At 66.0% G+C, this 18,242-nt stretch carries 12 protein-coding genes, 1 tRNA gene, 3 rRNA genes and 1 pseudogene; 4 read left to right on the top strand and 13 right to left on the bottom strand.

The window, feature by feature from the left end:
- Nucleotides 1–10 precede the first annotated feature (10 nt).
- The 8 genes from OIE49_RS26065 to thyX form a co-directional block, all read right to left on the bottom strand.
- Nucleotides 11–83: transfer RNA gene (locus OIE49_RS26065), tRNA-Thr, on the bottom strand.
- Between the two features lie 41 nt (nt 84–124).
- Nucleotides 125–805 (bottom strand): DegT/DnrJ/EryC1/StrS family aminotransferase, encoded by a 681-nt coding sequence (locus OIE49_RS26060; RefSeq protein ID WP_326806332.1) that lies wholly within the window; start codon nt 803–805, stop codon nt 125–127.
- A 114-nt stretch (nt 806–919) separates the two neighbouring features.
- A 5S ribosomal RNA gene (gene rrf / locus OIE49_RS26055) occupies nt 920–1,036 on the bottom strand.
- A gap of 88 nt (nt 1,037–1,124) precedes the next feature.
- Nucleotides 1,125–4,246: ribosomal RNA gene (locus tag OIE49_RS26050) — 23S ribosomal RNA — on the bottom strand.
- A gap of 311 nt (nt 4,247–4,557) precedes the next feature.
- Nucleotides 4,558–6,083: ribosomal RNA gene (locus OIE49_RS26045) — 16S ribosomal RNA — on the bottom strand.
- Together the 16S, 23S and 5S rRNA genes form the textbook arrangement of a ribosomal RNA operon.
- A 513-nt stretch (nt 6,084–6,596) precedes the next feature.
- Nucleotides 6,597–8,282: a ribonuclease J gene (locus tag OIE49_RS26040; protein ID WP_326804372.1), complete on the bottom strand. Its 1,686-nt coding sequence runs from the start codon at nt 8,280–8,282 to the stop codon at nt 6,597–6,599.
- 155 nt (nt 8,283–8,437) lie between these two features.
- The gene (gene dapA, locus OIE49_RS26035) at nt 8,438–9,337 is read right to left on the bottom strand and encodes a 4-hydroxy-tetrahydrodipicolinate synthase (protein ID WP_326804371.1); all 900 of its coding nucleotides are present in this window, start codon (nt 9,335–9,337) and stop codon (nt 8,438–8,440) included.
- A gap of 216 nt (nt 9,338–9,553) precedes the next feature.
- Nucleotides 9,554–10,294, bottom strand: a complete 741-nt coding sequence (gene thyX / locus OIE49_RS26030) for an FAD-dependent thymidylate synthase (RefSeq protein ID WP_326804370.1) — start codon at nt 10,292–10,294, stop codon at nt 9,554–9,556.
- 200 nt (nt 10,295–10,494) lie between these two features.
- On the opposite strand from thyX, the gene OIE49_RS26025 reads away from it, so the two are divergent.
- Nucleotides 10,495–10,734: a hypothetical protein gene (locus OIE49_RS26025; protein WP_100571778.1), complete on the top strand. Its 240-nt coding sequence runs from the start codon at nt 10,495–10,497 to the stop codon at nt 10,732–10,734.
- Between the two features lie 135 nt (nt 10,735–10,869).
- Nucleotides 10,870–11,424, top strand: a complete 555-nt coding sequence (locus OIE49_RS26020; protein WP_326804369.1) for a hypothetical protein — start codon at nt 10,870–10,872, stop codon at nt 11,422–11,424.
- Nucleotides 11,425–11,505: 81 nt separating this feature from the next.
- Here OIE49_RS26020 and OIE49_RS26015 read toward each other — a convergent pair whose 3' ends face one another.
- The 5 genes from OIE49_RS26015 to rpsO form a co-directional block, all read right to left on the bottom strand.
- Entirely contained in the window at nt 11,506–11,961 is a 456-nt protein-coding gene (locus tag OIE49_RS26015; RefSeq protein WP_326804368.1) for a hypothetical protein, read from the bottom strand.
- 15 nt (nt 11,962–11,976) lie between these two features.
- Nucleotides 11,977–12,729 carry a 4-hydroxy-tetrahydrodipicolinate reductase gene (gene dapB, locus OIE49_RS26010; protein ID WP_100571633.1) on the bottom strand — a complete coding sequence of 251 codons (753 nt, stop codon included), beginning with the start codon at nt 12,727–12,729 and terminating at the stop codon, nt 11,977–11,979.
- 36 nt (nt 12,730–12,765) lie between these two features.
- The gene (locus tag OIE49_RS26005; protein WP_326804367.1) at nt 12,766–14,145 is read right to left on the bottom strand and encodes a M16 family metallopeptidase; all 1,380 of its coding nucleotides are present in this window, start codon (nt 14,143–14,145) and stop codon (nt 12,766–12,768) included.
- Nucleotides 14,142–16,361 (bottom strand): polyribonucleotide nucleotidyltransferase, encoded by a 2,220-nt coding sequence (locus OIE49_RS26000; protein WP_326804366.1) that lies wholly within the window; start codon nt 16,359–16,361, stop codon nt 14,142–14,144. The genes OIE49_RS26005 and OIE49_RS26000 overlap by 4 nt, the downstream gene beginning before the upstream one ends.
- A gap of 358 nt (nt 16,362–16,719) precedes the next feature.
- The gene (rpsO, locus tag OIE49_RS25995) at nt 16,720–17,007 is read right to left on the bottom strand and encodes a 30S ribosomal protein S15 (protein WP_100571636.1); all 288 of its coding nucleotides are present in this window, start codon (nt 17,005–17,007) and stop codon (nt 16,720–16,722) included.
- A gap of 280 nt (nt 17,008–17,287) precedes the next feature.
- Between rpsO and OIE49_RS25990 the strand changes: the two genes are divergently transcribed.
- Nucleotides 17,288–17,581, top strand: coding sequence for a DUF397 domain-containing protein (locus tag OIE49_RS25990; RefSeq protein WP_326804365.1), 294 nt, complete (start codon nt 17,288–17,290; stop codon nt 17,579–17,581).
- 450 nt (nt 17,582–18,031) lie between these two features.
- Nucleotides 18,032–18,115 (top strand): annotated as a pseudogene (locus tag OIE49_RS37165) (SCO5717 family growth-regulating ATPase); the annotation flags it as partial.
- Nucleotides 18,116–18,242: the final 127 nt, after the last annotated feature.

Below are 18,242 nucleotides of genomic sequence, written 5' to 3'. Positions count from 1 at the left end.
TTTTTGCCGGAGCCCCCAAACGGAATCGAACCGTTGACCTTCTCCTTACCATGGAGACGCTCTACCGACTGAGCTATAGGGGCCAGTTGCCTTCTCGGAGTTTCCCCCGCGGCAACGAAATAGATCATACCCCGAACAGGGCCGTGCTCCCAACCGCGATCGGCCCGCCGAGCGCGTTGCAGACCGAGACGACCCGCTGCATCTCCCGGCGCGTCAACGAGGCGTCCACGGGCAGCGCCAGCGTCTCCTCGGCGGCCCGCTCGGTCTCCGGCAGGGACACGCACCGACGGTACTCCGGCAGCCGGTGCACGGGGGTCTTCACGGGCACCCGGCAGTCAACTCCCCGGGCGCGTATGGCGCGTGCGAAGGCGTCACGGTCGGGCCGGCCGTTCCCGGGCACCCGCACCACATACTGCTGGTAGGTGTGCCCGTCCCCGCCGTCGGGCGTCCGCACACCCCTCAGCTTGGTGTCGAGATAGGCGGCACGCTCCCTGCGCTGCGCCGTCTCGTCGTACGGCACCTCGGACTCGCCCTGCTCAAGGACCAGCAGCCCGTGCCGCCGGCCCAGCGCGTGCAGCCGCCCCATGTCGGCGGACCGGCCGAAGCGGTGCACGACGACCACGGCCACCGTGCGTGCGGTCAGGGCCTGTTCGACGACGGAGGCGTCGAGGCAGTACGTCACCGGGTCTATGTCGGCGAACACCGGCAGGGCACCCACCTGTGTCACGGCCTCGGCGACCTCCACGTTCCCGAACGCCGGCACGACGACCTCGTCACCGACTCCGACGCCGGCGGCCCTGAGCAGAGCAGCAATACCCATGAGGTGGATGTTGGTTGTGCAACATGAACTTCAAGTAACGGAAAACAAAAAAGGGTTGGACCCGGAACCGAAGTTCGGGGTCCAACCCTTTCAAAATTTGTTCGGCGGCGTCCTACTCTCCCACAGGGTCCCCCCTGCAGTACCATCGGCGCTGTGAGGCTTAGCTTCCGGGTTCGGAATGTAACCGGGCGTTTCCCTCACGCTATGACCACCGAAACACTATGAAACAATCAACCGGAGCCGTAACACATGGCTACGACGGTTGTTCGTGGTTTCAGAACCAACACAGTGGACGCGAGCAACTGAGGACAAGCCCTCGGCCTATTAGTACCGGTCACCTCCACACGTTACCGTGCTTCCAGATCCGGCCTATCAACCCAGTCGTCTACTGGGAGCCTTACCCCATCAAGTGGGTGGGAGTCCTCATCTCGAAGCAGGCTTCCCGCTTAGATGCTTTCAGCGGTTATCCCTCCCGAACGTAGCCAACCAGCCATGCCCTTGGCAGGACAACTGGCACACCAGAGGTTCGTCCGTCCCGGTCCTCTCGTACTAGGGACAGCCCTTCTCAAGACTCCTACGCGCACAGCGGATAGGGACCGAACTGTCTCACGACGTTCTAAACCCAGCTCGCGTACCGCTTTAATGGGCGAACAGCCCAACCCTTGGGACCGACTCCAGCCCCAGGATGCGACGAGCCGACATCGAGGTGCCAAACCATCCCGTCGATATGGACTCTTGGGGAAGATCAGCCTGTTATCCCCGGGGTACCTTTTATCCGTTGAGCGACGGCGCTTCCACAAGCCACCGCCGGATCACTAGTCCCGACTTTCGTCCCTGCTCGACCCGTCGGTCTCACAGTCAAGCTCCCTTGTGCACTTACACTCAACACCTGATTGCCAACCAGGCTGAGGGAACCTTTGGGCGCCTCCGTTACTCTTTAGGAGGCAACCGCCCCAGTTAAACTACCCATCAGACACTGTCCCTGATCCGGATCACGGACCCAGGTTAGACATCCAGCACGACCAGACTGGTATTTCAACGACGACTCCACAACCACTGGCGTGGCCGCTTCAAAGTCTCCCAGCTATCCTACACAAGCCGAACCGAACACCAATATCAAACTGTAGTAAAGGTCCCGGGGTCTTTCCGTCCTGCTGCGCGAAACGAGCATCTTTACTCGTAGTGCAATTTCACCGGGCCTATGGTTGAGACAGTCGAGAAGTCGTTACGCCATTCGTGCAGGTCGGAACTTACCCGACAAGGAATTTCGCTACCTTAGGATGGTTATAGTTACCACCGCCGTTTACTGGCGCTTAAGTTCTCAGCTTCGCCCCACCGAAATGGAGCTAACCGGTCCCCTTAACGTTCCAGCACCGGGCAGGCGTCAGTCCGTATACATCGCCTTACGGCTTCGCACGGACCTGTGTTTTTAGTAAACAGTCGCTTCTCGCTGGTCTCTGCGGCCACCCCCAGCTCACCGTGTAAAACGGATCACCAGACGTGGCCCCCCTTCTCCCGAAGTTACGGGGGCATTTTGCCGAGTTCCTTAACCATAGTTCACCCGAACGCCTCGGTATTCTCTACCTGACCACCTGAGTCGGTTTAGGGTACGGGCCGCCATGAAACTCGCTAGAGGCTTTTCTCGACAGCATAGGATCATCCACTTCACCACAATCGGCTCGGCATCAGGTCTCACCCTGCGTGAGTGGCGGATTTACCTACCACTCGGGCTACACCCTTACCCCGGGACAACCACCGCCCGGGATGGACTACCTTCCTGCGTCACCCCATCACTCACCTACTAACCGCTTGGTTCGGCGGCTCCACCACTCCCCCTCACTCCGAAGAGATCAGAGGCGGCTTCACGGCCTTAGCATCACGATGCTCGATGTTTGACGCTTCACAGCGGGTACCGGAATATCAACCGGTTATCCATCGACTACGCCTGTCGGCCTCGCCTTAGGTCCCGACTTACCCTGGGCAGATCAGCTTGACCCAGGAACCCTTAGTCAATCGGCGCACACGTTTCTCACGTGTGTATCGCTACTCATGCCTGCATTCTCACTCGTCAACCGTCCACAACTACCTTCCGGTGCTGCTTCACCCGGCAGACGACGCTCCCCTACCCATCACGATCCCCGTTGGGGGTACATATCGCAATGACACGACTTCGGCGGTACGCTTGAGCCCCGCTACATTGTCGGCGCGGAATCACTAGACCAGTGAGCTATTACGCACTCTTTCAAGGGTGGCTGCTTCTAAGCCAACCTCCTGGTTGTCTGTGCGACTCCACATCCTTTCCCACTTAGCGTACGCTTAGGGGCCTTAGTCGATGCTCTGGGCTGTTTCCCTCTCGACCATGGAGCTTATCCCCCACAGTCTCACTGCCGCGCTCTCACTTACCGGCATTCGGAGTTTGGCTAAGGTCAGTAACCCGGTAGGGCCCATCGCCTATCCAGTGCTCTACCTCCGGCAAGAAACACACGACGCTGCACCTAAATGCATTTCGGGGAGAACCAGCTATCACGGAGTTTGATTGGCCTTTCACCCCTAACCACAGGTCATCCCCCAGGTTTTCAACCCTGGTGGGTTCGGTCCTCCACGAAGTCTTACCTCCGCTTCAACCTGCCCATGGCTAGATCACTCCGCTTCGGGTCTTGAGCGTGCTACTCCATCGCCCTATTCGGACTCGCTTTCGCTACGGCTACCCCACTCGGGTTAACCTCGCAACACACCGCAAACTCGCAGGCTCATTCTTCAAAAGGCACGCAGTCACGAGATGCAGCAAGCTGCATCCGACGCTCCCACGGCTTGTAGGCACACGGTTTCAGGTACTATTTCACTCCCCTCCCGGGGTACTTTTCACCATTCCCTCACGGTACTATCCGCTATCGGTCACCAGGGAATATTTAGGCTTAGCGGGTGGTCCCGCCAGATTCACACGGGATTTCTCGGGCCCCGTGCTACTTGGGTGTCTCTCAAACGAGCCGCTGACGTTTCGACTACGGGGGTCTTACCCTCTACGCCGGACCTTTCGCATGTCCTTCGTCTACATCAACGGTTTCTGACTCGTCCCACGGCCGGCAGACCGTGGAAGAGAGATCCCACAACCCCCACGACGCAACCCCTGCCGGGTCTCACACGTCGTAGGTTTAGCCTCATCCAGTTTCGCTCGCCACTACTCCCGGAATCACGGTTGTTTTCTCTTCCTGCGGGTACTGAGATGTTTCACTTCCCCGCGTTCCCTCCACTTGCCCTATGTGTTCAGACAAGGGTGACAGCCCATGACGACTGCCGGGTTTCCCCATTCGGAAACCCCCGGATCAAAGCCTGGTTGACGACTCCCCGGGGACTATCGTGGCCTCCCACGTCCTTCATCGGTTCCTGGTGCCAAGGCATCCACCGTGCGCCCTTAAAAACTTGGCCACAGATGCTCGCGTCCACTGTGCAGTTCTCAAACAACGACCAACCACCCGTCACAACCCGCCGAAGCAGATTTTTACCGGGGCCGGCAACCGAAGACCCGACCAGACGGCCGTGCCCTCAGACACCCAACAGCGTGCCCGGTACGACCAGCCGACCAGATCAGCGTTCCACGCCCCGAAGAGCAGTACTAGCGCCTGGTCCGTCCTGGACCGTACCGAATAATCAACGTTCCACCCATGAGCAACCAGCATCAGACATTCGCCGATGTACTGGCCTCTGACCGAGCGAACCCGGTAAGAAGTGCTCCTTAGAAAGGAGGTGATCCAGCCGCACCTTCCGGTACGGCTACCTTGTTACGACTTCGTCCCAATCGCCAGTCCCACCTTCGACAGCTCCCTCCCACAAGGGGTTGGGCCACCGGCTTCGGGTGTTACCGACTTTCGTGACGTGACGGGCGGTGTGTACAAGGCCCGGGAACGTATTCACCGCAGCAATGCTGATCTGCGATTACTAGCAACTCCGACTTCATGGGGTCGAGTTGCAGACCCCAATCCGAACTGAGACCGGCTTTTTGAGATTCGCTCCACCTCACGGTATCGCAGCTCATTGTACCGGCCATTGTAGCACGTGTGCAGCCCAAGACATAAGGGGCATGATGACTTGACGTCGTCCCCACCTTCCTCCGAGTTGACCCCGGCGGTCTCCTGTGAGTCCCCATCACCCCGAAGGGCATGCTGGCAACACAGAACAAGGGTTGCGCTCGTTGCGGGACTTAACCCAACATCTCACGACACGAGCTGACGACAGCCATGCACCACCTGTACACCGACCACAAGGGGGGCACTATCTCTAATGCTTTCCGGTGTATGTCAAGCCTTGGTAAGGTTCTTCGCGTTGCGTCGAATTAAGCCACATGCTCCGCTGCTTGTGCGGGCCCCCGTCAATTCCTTTGAGTTTTAGCCTTGCGGCCGTACTCCCCAGGCGGGGAACTTAATGCGTTAGCTGCGGCACCGACGACGTGGAATGTCGCCAACACCTAGTTCCCACCGTTTACGGCGTGGACTACCAGGGTATCTAATCCTGTTCGCTCCCCACGCTTTCGCTCCTCAGCGTCAGTAATGGCCCAGAGATCCGCCTTCGCCACCGGTGTTCCTCCTGATATCTGCGCATTTCACCGCTACACCAGGAATTCCGATCTCCCCTACCACACTCTAGCTAGCCCGTATCGAATGCAGACCCGGGGTTAAGCCCCGGGCTTTCACACCCGACGTGACAAGCCGCCTACGAGCTCTTTACGCCCAATAATTCCGGACAACGCTTGCGCCCTACGTATTACCGCGGCTGCTGGCACGTAGTTAGCCGGCGCTTCTTCTGCAGGTACCGTCACTTTCGCTTCTTCCCTGCTGAAAGAGGTTTACAACCCGAAGGCCGTCATCCCTCACGCGGCGTCGCTGCATCAGGCTTTCGCCCATTGTGCAATATTCCCCACTGCTGCCTCCCGTAGGAGTCTGGGCCGTGTCTCAGTCCCAGTGTGGCCGGTCGCCCTCTCAGGCCGGCTACCCGTCGTCGCCTTGGTGAGCCATTACCTCACCAACAAGCTGATAGGCCGCGGGCTCATCCTTCACCGCCGGAGCTTTCAACTCCCGCAGATGCCTGCAGGAGTGATATCCGGTATTAGACCCCGTTTCCAGGGCTTGTCCCAGAGTGAAGGGCAGATTGCCCACGTGTTACTCACCCGTTCGCCACTAATCCCCACCGAAGTGGTTCATCGTTCGACTTGCATGTGTTAAGCACGCCGCCAGCGTTCGTCCTGAGCCAGGATCAAACTCTCCGTGAATGCTTGCTCGGCCAGTAAATTAATACTGCCGGCGACACATCACGAGAGCGGAACCAGAGGGGAGGAATAGTCCCCTCGGTTCACAGCGTCCTCGCTGTGTTTTTTCAAAGGAACCTCGTCCCAGCGGATGCTGGAGACGGGGTATCAACATATCTGGCGTTGATTTTTGGCACGCTGTTGAGTTCTCAAGGAACGGACGCTTCCTTTGTACTCACCCTCTCGGGCTTTCCTCCGGGCGCTTCCCTTCGGTGTTTCCGACTCTATCAGATCTTTTTCCGATCCGATTTCCTCGGTGCTTTCCAGGTTTCCGCTCTCGCGTTTCCCTTTCCGGCGGTTCCGACTTTATCAGAGATTCTGAGTCGGTTTTCCGCCGGTTCCGGGAGTGTCTCCCGAAGCGCTTGAAGCCTTCGGGTTCCCGTCCTGGCGGAGCCGTAAACGTACTGGAGCGGGGCGCCCCGATGCAAATCGAGGTGCCCCGCTCCCAGTTCGCGCGTCCCGGGGGACGTACGCGGGTCAGACTTCCACGACGACCGGGAGGATCATCGGCCGGCGCCGGTAGGAGTCCGAGACCCACTTGCCGAGGCTGCGGCGGATGAGCTGCTGGAGCTGGTGGGAGTCCGCGATGCCCTCCTGGGCGGACTTCTCCAGCGCCTCCGCGATCTTCGGGATGACCGCGGCGAAGGCGGAGTCCTCGATGCCCGAGCCGCGGGCCTGGATGTGCGGGCCGCCGGTGACCTTGCCCGTGGTGGAGTCGACCACCACGAAGACCGAGATGATGCCCTCGTCGCCGAGGATCTTCCGGTCCTTCAGCGCGGGCTCGCCGACGTCGCCTACCGAGAGACCGTCCACGTAGACGTAGCCGGCCTGGACCTTGCCGGAGATCCTGGCCTTGCCCTCGACCAGGTCGACGGTCACACCGTCCTCGGCGATGACGATCCGGTCGTGCGGGACTCCGGTGAGGGCGCCCAGCTCGGCGTTGGCCCGCAGATGGCGCCATTCGCCGTGGACCGGCATGAGGTTCCGCGGGCGGCAGATGTTGTAGAAGTACAGCAGCTCGCCGGCCGAGGCGTGGCCCGAGACATGCACCTTGGCGTTGCCCTTGTGCACGACGTTGGCGCCCCAGCGGGTCAGGCCGTTGATGACCCGGTACACCGCGTTCTCGTTGCCCGGGATCAGCGACGACGCCAGGATCACCGTGTCGCCCTCGACGATGCGGATCTGGTGGTCGCGGTTGGCCATGCGGGACAGCGCCGCCATCGGCTCGCCCTGTGAGCCGGTGCAGACGAGCACGACCTCGTGGTCGGGCAGGTCGTCCAGGGTCCTGACGTCGACCACCAGGCCCGGCGGGACCCTCAGATAGCCCAGGTCCCTGGCGATGCCCATGTTGCGGACCATGGACCGGCCGACGAAGGCGACCCGGCGGCCGTTTTCGTGCGCGGCGTCCAGGATCTGCTGGATGCGGTGGACGTGGCTGGCGAAGCTCGCCACGATGATCCGCTTGCGGGCGCCGCCGAAGACCTGGCGCAGCACGTTGGAGATGTCCCGCTCGGGCGGGACGAAGCCCGGCACCTCGGCGTTGGTGGAGTCCGCGAGGAGGAGGTCGATGCCCTCCTCACTCAGCCGCGCGAACGCGTGCAGGTCGGTCAGGCGGTTGTCCAGCGGGAGCTGGTCCATCTTGAAGTCGCCGGTGTGCACGACCATGCCCGCGGGGGTGCGGATGGCAACCGCGAGGGCGTCCGGGATGGAGTGGTTGACCGCGATGAACTCGCAGTCGAAGGGGCCGACGCGCTCACGCTGTCCTTCCGCCACCTCCAGGGTGTACGGGCGGATGCGGTGCTCCTGGAGCTTGGCCTCGATGAGGGCGAGGGTCAGCTTGGAGCCGATGAGGGGGATGTCCGGCTTCTCGCGCAGGAGGAACGGGACACCACCGATGTGGTCCTCGTGGCCATGGGTGAGGACGATGCCCTCGATGTCGTCGAGGCGGTCACGGATGGACGTGAAGTCCGGCAGGATCAGGTCGATTCCGGGCTGCTCCTCCTCGGGAAAGAGCACTCCGCAGTCGACGATCAGCAGACGGCCGTCGTATTCGAAGACGGTCATGTTCCGGCCGATCTCGCCGAGACCGCCGAGGGGGGTGACCCTCAGACCGCCTTCGGGGAGGCGCGGGGGCGAACCCAGTTCAGGATGCGGATGACTCAAAAGACTCTCCTCAAACACGCGCGCCACGTACCGGTGGGCACGTGGCGCGCGTGACGTTCGTGCAGAAGCAGTTGTCATGGTGGGTTGCGGGCACCGGTGGCCCGCCTATTCAGTTGTCAGGCCTCGGGTTCACGGGGTGGTGCGAAGTCTCGTTGTCAGAGCTGTACCCCGCCGGCGGCAAGATCGATCTTGAGCTGCTCGGTCTCCTCGGGCGTGAGCTCGATCATCGGAGCCCGCAGCGGACCACTGGGCAGGCCCTGGAGGGCGAGCGCGGCCTTGGTGGTCATGACGCCCTGGGTGCGGAACATGCCGGTGTACACCGGGAGCAGCTTCTGGTGGATCTCGGTGGCCTTCTGGACGTCGCCGGAGGTGTACGCCTCGACCAGGGCGCGCAGGTCCGGGGTGACGACGTGGCCGACGACGGAGACGAAACCGACCGCGCCGACCGAGAGCAGGGGCAGGTTCAGCATGTCGTCGCCGGAGTACCAGGCGAGGCCGGAGCGCGCGATGGCCCAGCTCGCCCGGCCGAGGTCGCCCTTGGCGTCCTTGTTGGCGACGATCCGCGGGTGCTCGGCGAGGCGGACGATCGTCTCGGTGTTGATCGGGACGCCGCTGCGGCCGGGGATGTCGTAGAGCATGACCGGCAGGCCGGTCGCGTCGGCGATGGCCTTGAAGTGCCGGTACAGGCCCTCCTGCGGGGGCTTGTTGTAGTACGGCGTGACGGTCAGCAGGCCGTGCGCGCCGGCCTGCTCGGCGGCGCGGGCCAGTTCGATGCTGTGCCGGGTGTCGTTGGTGCCGACGCCCGCCACGACGTGGGCACGGTCGCCGACCGCTTCCCGGACCGCGCGCACCAGGTCCGTTTTCTCCGCATCACTGGTGGTGGGGGACTCGCCGGTGGTGCCGTTGACGATCAGGCCGTCGTTGCCTGCGTCCACCAGGTGGGCGGCGAGCCGCTGCGCGCCGTCGAGGTCGAGTGCGCCGTCCGCCGTGAAGGGCGTGACCATGGCGGTGAGGACCCGCCCGAAGGGGGTCTGCGGAGTCGAGGTCGGAGCCATGGGTAACACGCTACTCGCTGCTCAAGGTGGGGACTGCCCTCGGGGGGGGCGGACCGACGGGTGCCGGCAAAGATGGAGCCCGGCACTGCCTGCTCGGGGGTTCAAGCAGTGCCGGGTCCGTTTGATCAGGCTAGATGAACTTCTGCAAGCCCCGCAATCCGGACACTTCGCCCGGCTGAACCGTACATCTGTGCCTGACCGGGCGGAGGGCGCCGGTTACGGCGCGACCCGGCCGTTGGCGTTGAAGGCGGCGTGGGTCAGCGGCATGAGCCTGGCCCACTCGGCCTCCATCTTCTCGCCCACCATCTCGATCTCCCGCTGCGGGAAGGACGGCACCTTGGCCAGCTCGTGCTGGGTGCGCAGACCGAGGAAGTGCATGAGCGAACGGGCGTTGCAGGTGGCGTACATCGACGAGAAGAGGCCGACCGGCAGGACCGAGCGGGCCACCTCGCGGGCGACGCCGGCCTCGAGCATCTCCTGGTAGGCCTCGTACGCCTGCCGGTAGGAGTCCGTCATGACCCGGCCGACCAGCTCCTGCTGGGCCTGGGTGCCCTCGACGAACCGGTACTTGCCCGGGCGTCCCTCCTGGACGAGCTTGCGGGACTCGTCGGGGACGTAGAAGACCGGCTCCAGCTCGCGGTAGCGCCCGCTCTCCTCGTTGTAGGACCAGCCCACGCGGTGCCGCATGAACTCGCGGAAGACGAAGATGGGGGCGCTGATGAAGAAGGTCATCGAGTTGTGCTCGAAGGGGCTGCCGTGCCGGTCGCGCATGAGGAAGTTGATCAGGCCCTTGGAGCGCTCGGGGTCCTTGTCCAGCTCGGCCAGGGACTGCTCGCCGAGGGTGGAGACGCGGGCCGCGAACAGCACGTCGGCGTCCGACGCGGCGTGCTTGACCAGTTCGACGGTGACGTCGCTGCGGAAGCTGGGCTTCGGGTCGTCGGCGGGGGTGGCGGTCACGGCTGGGCGGGTCCCTTCCTTCACGTCTGACGGGCGGCGCCCACTCTACGGCCCGCCTCCGCCATCGGGGCGTTCGGTGCCGGGGCGCGACATCTTTGGTGAAGATCTGCGATTTCGGCGGAACCGGGCACCTTTCGGGACACTCGGTCGTCTGTATGGGTGAGACACCCCCGTTCGACCCCCGGAAGGAGTCGTACCCGATGCTCCGTCGGCGCGAGCCCGTACCGTTCGCCTTCGTCGCCGAAGCCGACCGGTTCCGCAGCAATGTCGCTCCCCCGCCCCGCGAGCGCGCGTCCACCGGGCGAATAGCCGGGCGCTGCCTACTGGGGCTGACCATCGTCGCCGCGCTCGTGGGCTCCGTGATCCTCGGCACGCCCGCGCTGACCATCAGCCACTCCCCCGCCGAGACCCAGCAGTCCCAGGTCTCCCCCGGACACTGAGCCGGTGCGGGCGCCGTGCCGCCGCCCCGGTGGTCCTGCGGGCACCTCCCCCGGACCCCCACGGGTGGTGGGCGCGGACCCCTGCGGATAGCCTCACCGGGCACAGCCCACGCATGGATTGAGTGAGGACCAGCCGTGCCCCTGTCCTTCCTGACGGCCGACCGCGCCTTCGACGCGGCGGACGACGTAGCGCTTCCGTTCGACGACCGCGAGCGCTGGCGACGCCCCTACCGGCCTGGTCCGTGGCGCGTGGGGGTGGCCGCCCTCGTGCTGCTGCTCGCCTCCTTCGTGCTGCTCGCGGGGGTCGTCACGGCGCTCACCGCCACGCTGTCCTCCGCCGGTCTCTGCTTCGTCGTCGCCCTGGTCCTGATCGCGGGCGCGCTGCGGATGCTGCGCATGGGCGTCTGGGTCAGCGCGCGCGGGCTGCGGCACGTGAGCCTCCTCGTCACCCGTACGACGCCGTGGGCGCAGGTCGCCGGCGTGCGGACCGTGCAGCAGCCGGTGCGCTGGCTGGGGCTGCCGCGCACGGTGCAGGGGCAGGCGCTGACGCTCGGCCGCACGGGCCGTGGGCAGCAGGAGCTGCCGCCGCTGATGACCACGCACAACGCCGACTTCCTGGGACGTGCCGAGGCGTTCGACCGGGCGGCGGACACGGTGGAGGCGTGGGCGGAGGAGAACAGGCAGAGCTGACCCCGGCCGCCGATATGCGTGAGGGGCCCGGTCCGCGCGTGCGGACCGGGCCCCTTCGCGTACACGGGGTGTTCCGGGTGTTCAGACGGTCTGCACCGGCTTGCCGTCGTGCAGGGCGATCGCCCGCTGCATCGCCCTGCGGGCCCGGGGGGTGTCGCGGGCGTCGTGGTAGGCGACGGCGAGGCGGAACCAGGTGCGCCAGTCGTCGGGGGCCGCCTCCGTCTCGGCCCTGCGCTCGGCGAAGACCCGGTCCGCCGAGTCACGGTCGATGCGCCCGCTGGGCGTGCGGCTCAACTCGTCGACGGACAGGCCCCCTTCGGCGTCGAGCTCGGCGGCGAGCTGGTTGGCCCGGCGGACGAACTGGGTGTTCTTCCACAGGAACCACAGGCCGATCACCGGCAGGATCAGCACGGCGATCCCGAAGGCGACGGTGACGGGTGTGCCGTACTGGATGAGCATGACGCCGCGGCTGCCGACCAGGACGAAGTAGAAGACCAGGACGGCGGCCGTGACGAGGTAGGTGATCTTCGCGCGCATGAGGGGCTTCGGGGCTCAGTTCAGGTCGAGGAAGTGCTCCAGGCCGACGGTCAGGCCCGGAGTGGTCACCACGCGGCGCGCGCCGAGCAGGATGCCCGGCATGAAGCTGCTGTGGTGGAGCGAGTCGTGGCGGACGGTGAGCGTCTCCCCCTCGCCGCCCAGCAGGACCTCCTGGTGGGCGAGGAGCCCGCGCAGGCGCACGGAGTGGACCGGCACCCCGTCGACGACGGCGCCGCGCGCTCCGTCCAGGGCGGTGACGGTGGCGTCCGGCGCGGGGGCCGAGCCCGCCTCCGCCCGGGCCTCGGCGATGAGCTGCGCGGTGCGGGTGGCGGTGCCGGACGGGGCGTCGGCCTTGTTCGGGTGGTGCAGCTCGATGACCTCGACGGACTCGAACCAGGGCGCGGCGATCTGCGCGAACTTCATGGTGAGCACGGCGCCGATGGAGAAGTTCGGCGCGATCAGCACACCGGTCTGCGGGGACAGGGCCAGCCAGCCCCGCAGTTGCGCGAGGCGCTCGTCGGTCCAGCCGGTGGTACCGACGACGGCGTGGATGCCGTGCCGTACGCAGAAGTCGAGGTTGCCCATGACCGACCCGGGGGTGGTCAGTTCGACCACGACCTGCGCGCCGGTCTCGGCGAGGGTCTCCAGCTTGTCGCCCCGGCCGAGGGCGGCGACCAGTTCCATGTCCTCGGCGGCCTCCACCGCCCGTACCGCCTCGGACCCGATCCGGCCCTTGGCACCGAGGACCGCCACGCGCAGCTTGCTCATCTCTTGCTTCCTTACCACCGGGGGACGGACAGGGGGTTAGGCGACCGCGTCGTGCAGACGCTCGGCCTGCTTGTCCTTGAGCGGGCCGATGACCGACAGCGACGGGCGCTGTCCCAGGATGTCCCGGGCGACCGAGCGGACCTCGTCCGGGGTGACCGCGGCCATCCTGGCCAGCATGTCGTCGACGGAGATCTGCTCGCCCCAGCACAGTTCACTCTTGCCGATACGGTTCATCAGCGCACCCGTGTCCTCCAGGCCGAGGACGGTGGAGCCCTGGAGCTGGCCGATGGCGCGGCCGATCTCGTCGTCGGTCAGCCCGTTCTCGGCGACGTGGTCGAGTTCGTCCCGGCAGATCCTCAGCACGTCGTGCACCTGGCTCGGGCGGCAGCCGGCGTAGACGCCGAACAGTCCGCAGTCGGCGAAGCCGGAGGTGTAGGAGTACACGCTGTAGGCCAGGCCGCGCTTCTCCCGGACCTCCTGGAAGAGGCGGGAGGACATGCCGCCGCCGAGGGCGGTGTTCAGCACGCCCAGGGCCCAGCGCCGGTCGTCGGTGCGGGCCAGGCCCGGCATGCCGAGGACGACGTGCGCCTGCTCCGTCCTGCGGTTCTGCAGCTCGACCCGGCCGGCGGTGCGCAGGGTGCGGCGGCCGTCGCGCGGGGCGATGGGGACGGCCTGGGCGTTGCCGAGGGCGCCGGCCTTCTCGAAGGCGGCGCGGACCTGGCGTACGACCTTGGCGTGGTCGATGTTGCCGGCGCAGGCGACCACCAGGTGGGTGGGGTCGTAGTGCTTCTTGTAGAAGCGGCGGATGCGGTCGGCGGTGAGGGCGTTGACCGTGTCGACCGTGCCGAGGACCGGGCGGCCGAGGGCGTTGTCGCCGAACATGGTGTGCGCGAACAGGTCGTGCACGCAGTCGCCGGGGTCGTCCTCGGTCATGGCGATCTCTTCGAGGATCGCGCCGCGCTCGACGTCGACGTCCTCCTCCAGGATCAGCGAGCCGGTGAGCATGTCGCAGACGACGTCGATGGCGAGGGGCAGGTCGGTGTCGAGCACGCGCGCGTAGTAGCACGTGTACTCCTTGGCCGTGAACGCGTTCATCTCGCCGCCGACAGCGTCGATCGCGGCGGAGATGTCCAGGGCGGACCGGCGGGACGTGCCCTTGAAGAGCAGGTGCTCCAGATAGTGCGTGGCGCCGTTGAGCGCGGGCGTCTCGTCGCGGGAGCCGACGTGCGCCCAGATGCCGAAGGTGGCGGAGCGCACGGAGGGCAGGGTCTCGGTGACGATGCGCAGGCCGCCCGGGAGAGTGGTCCTGCGGACCGTGCCGATGCCGTTCTGGCCCTTGACGAGGGTTTGGGTACGGGCGACGGCCCGCGCCTCCGAGGAGGTGCGGGCCGTCGCCTTGAAGCCACGGGACGTCACTTGTCGGCGTCGTCCTTCTTGTCGTTGCCGTCTTCCTCGCCCTCGATCACGGGGACCAGGGAGAGCTTGCCGCGGGAGTCGATCTCGGCGATCTCGACCTGGACCTTGTGGCCCACGCCGAGCACGTCCTCGACGTTCTCCACGCGCTTGCCGCCGGCCAGCTTGCGGATCTGCGAGATGTGCAGCAGACCGTCCTTGCCGGGCATCAGGGAGACGAACGCGCCGAAGGTGGTCGTCTTCACGACCGTGCCCAGGTAGCGCTCGCCGACCTCGGGCATCGTCGGGTTGGCGATGCCGTTGATCGTGGCACGGGCGGCCTCGGCGGACGGCCCGTCGGCGGCACCGATGTAGATCGTGCCGTCGTCCTCGATGGTGATCTCGGCGCCCGTGTCCTCCTGGATCTGGTTGATCATCTTGCCCTTGGGGCCGATGACCTCACCGATCTTGTCGACCGGGATCTTCACGGTGATGATCCGCGGCGCGTTCGGGGACATCTCGTCCGGCGTGTCGATCGCTTCCATCATCACGTCGAGGATGTGGAGGCGGGCGTCACGGGCCTGCTTGAGGGCGGCGGCCAGGACGGAGGCCGGGATGCCGTCCAGCTTGGTGTCGAGCTGGAGGGCGGTGACGAACTCCTTGGTGCCGGCGACCTTGAAGTCCATGTCGCCGAAGGCGTCCTCCGCACCGAGGATGTCGGTGAGGGTCACGTAGTGCGTCTCGCCGTCGATCTCCTGGGAGATCAGGCCCATGGCGATACCGGCGACCGGGGCCTTCAGCGGCACACCGGCGTTCAGCAGCGACATGGTGGAGGCGCAGACCGAGCCCATCGAGGTCGAGCCGTTGGACCCGAGGGCCTCGGAGACCTGACGGATCGCGTACGGGAACTCCTCGCGCGCGGGCAGCACCGGCACGAGCGCGCGCTCGGCGAGGGCTCCGTGGCCGATCTCGCGGCGCTTGGGGGAGCCGACGCGGCCGGTCTCACCGGTGGAGTACGGCGGGAAGTTGTAGTTGTGCATGTAGCGCTTGCGGGTCACCGGGGAGAGGGTGTCCAGCTGCTGCTCCATGCGGAGCATGTTCAGGGTGGTGACGCCCAGGATCTGGGTCTCGCCACGCTCGAACAGCGCGGAACCGTGCACCCGCGGGATGGCCTCGACCTCGGCGGCCAGCGTGCGGATGTCGGTGACACCGCGGCCGTCGATGCGCTTCTTCTCCTTGATGACGCGCTCACGGACCAGGGTCTTGGTCAGCGAGCGGTACGCGGCGGAGATCTCCTTCTCGCGGCCCTCGAACTCGGGCAGCAGCTTCTCGGCGGCCAGCCCCTTGACGCGGTCCAGCTCCGTCTCGCGCTCCTGCTTGCCGGCGATGGTGAGCGCCTGGGCGAGCTCGGGGCGGACGGCGGCGGTCAGCGCCTCCAGGACGTCGTCCTGGTGGTCGAGGAAGATCGGGAACTCGCCGGTCGGCTTGGCGGCCTTGGCGGCGAGGTCCGACTGGGCGCGGCAGAGCACCTTGATGAAGGGCTTCGCGGCGTCCAGACCGGCGGCGACGACCTCCTCGGTGGGGGCCTCGGAGCCGCCGTCGACCAGCTTGATGGTCTTCTCGGTGGCCTCGGCCTCGACCATCATGATCGCGACGTCGCCGTCCTCCAGGACGCGGCCGGCGACCACCATGTCGAAGACGGCGTCCTCGAGCTCGGTGTGCGTCGGGAACGCGACCCACTGGCCGCGGATCAACGCGACGCGGACGCCGCCGATCGGGCCGGAGAAGGGCAGGCCGGCCAGCTGCGTCGACGCGGACGCGGCGTTGATCGCCACGACGTCGTACAGGTGGTCGGGGTTGAGCGCCATGACGGTGCAGACGACCTGGATCTCGTTGCGCAGGCCCTTCTTGAAGGACGGGCGCAGCGGGCGGTCGATCAGGCGGCAGGTGAGGATGGCGTCCTCGGACGGACGGCCCTCACGGCGGAAGAAGGAACCGGGGATCTTCCCGGCCGCGTACATCCGCTCCTCGACGTCGACCGTCAGCGGGAAGAAGTCGAGCTGGTCCTTGGGGTTCTTGGACGCGGTGGTGGCTGACAGCACCATGGTGTCGTCGTCCAGGTACGCGACGGCGGAGCCGGCGGCCTGCTTGGCCAGGCGGCCCGTCTCGAAGCGGATGGTACGGGTGCCGAAGGGGCCGTTGTCGATCACGGCTTCGGCGTAGTGGGTCTCGTTCTCCACTAGCGTTTTCTCCTCGTCGTCGTCCTCCCGCCCGTGTGGCGGGGGGACGGTGGCGGAGAGGCGCTCCGTCCGGTACGGGCCGGTCTTCGATCGAAGCACCCGGGGTTCATTTCTCCCGGGGGCCACTACCGAGGACCGGCGGCGGCGAGGTGCGCTCCTCCTCGTTTCGTCATGGGCGGACATGCCGTGCCCGCCTGGGGCAGGCCCTGTCACGCCGTGTCACAGGTACTGCGTTCTACTGCGTCGTGCTACCACACTACAAAGCGGCACCGACACTCCGCACGTTCCCGTACGTTCCCTTACGTACGGCAAAGGGAGCGGTCCCCTGTCTCCCGGGAACCGCTCCCTTCACGACGTCCTACTTGGCGCCCGCCGCACCACGGCGGATGCCGAGGCGGTCGACCAGCGCGCGGAAGCGCTGGATGTCCTTCTTGGCGAGGTACTGCAGCAGGCGGCGGCGCTGACCGACCAGGATCAGCAGGCCGCGGCGGGAGTGGTGGTCGTGCTTGTGGGTCTTGAGGTGCTCCGTCAGGTCGGAGATCCGACGGGACAGCAGAGCGACCTGGACCTCGGGGGAGCCGGTGTCACCCTCCTTGGTACCGAACTCGGTGATGATCTGCTTCTTCGTTGCGGCGTCGAGCGACACTCGTACTCCTCGTGCTCCGTGAGTGGCCTCCGAGTGCCCCCGGTCTTCGTCTCGGGGGAGCTTCCCTGACTCGGGAGGCGGGGATCCGCTGGGCGCGGCCTCCAGGGTCCGCAGGACTTCCTGCGAGGGCTCCGGGGGTGCGTACACAAACGGCCGTCACACAGCGTACCAGGCCGCGACGGCCCGATTTCCCCCGGTTCTGCGATCCCCCCGAGGGGGGCCGGCGGGCCACTAGGGTGAGCGCGGCACTTTGGGCTCGTCTGGAAGGGGTCGCTGCGACATGGCGGAGACGGAAGCGGAGATCAAGGCCCGCAAGGAACGCGAGCGCGACGAACTGTACGCGCTCGACATCTCCGGTGTGCGGTGGCACTGCGCGCCGGGCACGGAGGAGCACGAGGAGCGCGTCGAGATCGCCTATCTGCCCGACGGCGCCGTCGCCATGCGGTCCTCCCTCGACCCGGAGACAGTGCTGCGCTACACGGAGGCGGAGTGGCGGGCGTTCGTGCTGGGCGCACGGGACGGCGAGTTCGACCTGGAGCCCGCTCCTCACAACGGGGGGCTCGCGGCCGAGTGAGGGGCGCGCGGACAGGAAAGGGGGCGGCACGTGCGCGTGCCGCCCCCTTTCGTCAACCCGCGTGACGGAGGGGCGTGGTTGACGGATCGGTCCTTCAATGGCCCTGCCGGCCAGGCCGGTTCGTGAGCCGTGGCGCCTCGGGGTTCAGGGTTCACCTTCTGTACGGCTCGAGCACGGATGTGTCCGTTCTGCTTGCGGATGCCTTGCTGTGCACGGCGATTCGGGGCAGGTTGTCGTCAAGTGGGCGGGCGCCGGGGGACGGACGGGCCTGCCATGGTGAGTCTCCTGGTGATTAGGCTGGGACAGGGGGCGCGATGTCGGAACCCGTGGACCGGGCATCGTCGTCACGGGGGGAAGTCGGTGGATCGGACGACCTCGAACGACCAAGGACGACGAGAAATGGTCGCCCCCGCACGGCATTGAGGGCGCTCGACCACACCAGGAGGAACTGTGAGCAGCGATCGGGACGGGATCCGCGGGGGCTGGGCCACGCCCGGCGACGACCAGCCCGACGCGGCGTCCGCCATCGAGACGACGGGCGAGTTCACGATCGACTACGCGCCGCCCGCCTGGTACACGCAGAACGCGTCGAGCGGGCCGGAGCAGTCGGCCGGTGGGGCCGGGGCGGCCGGTACCACCGGGGGCCCTTCTTCTGACGCAC

The organism is Streptomyces sp. NBC_01788 (genome assembly GCF_035917575.1).
Taxonomy (GTDB): Bacteria; Actinomycetota; Actinomycetes; order Streptomycetales; family Streptomycetaceae; genus Streptomyces.
Note: the sequence above shows the minus strand (reverse complement) of the source record. Positions and strands in the feature narration are given on the sequence as shown.

Coding starts and splice junctions, on each gene's coding strand:
- OIE49_RS26025 (WP_100571778.1), top strand. CDS start 10,495: ATGCTCCGTCGGCGCGAGCCCGTACCGTTCGCCTTCGTCGCCGAAGCC.
- OIE49_RS25990 (WP_326804365.1), top strand. CDS start 17,288: ATGGCGGAGACGGAAGCGGAGATCAAGGCCCGCAAGGAACGCGAGCGC.
- dapA (WP_326804371.1), bottom strand. CDS start 9,337: ATGGCTCCGACCTCGACTCCGCAGACCCCCTTCGGGCGGGTCCTCACC.
- OIE49_RS26015 (WP_326804368.1), bottom strand. CDS start 11,961: ATGCGCGCGAAGATCACCTACCTCGTCACGGCCGCCGTCCTGGTCTTC.
- dapB (WP_100571633.1), bottom strand. CDS start 12,729: ATGAGCAAGCTGCGCGTGGCGGTCCTCGGTGCCAAGGGCCGGATCGGG.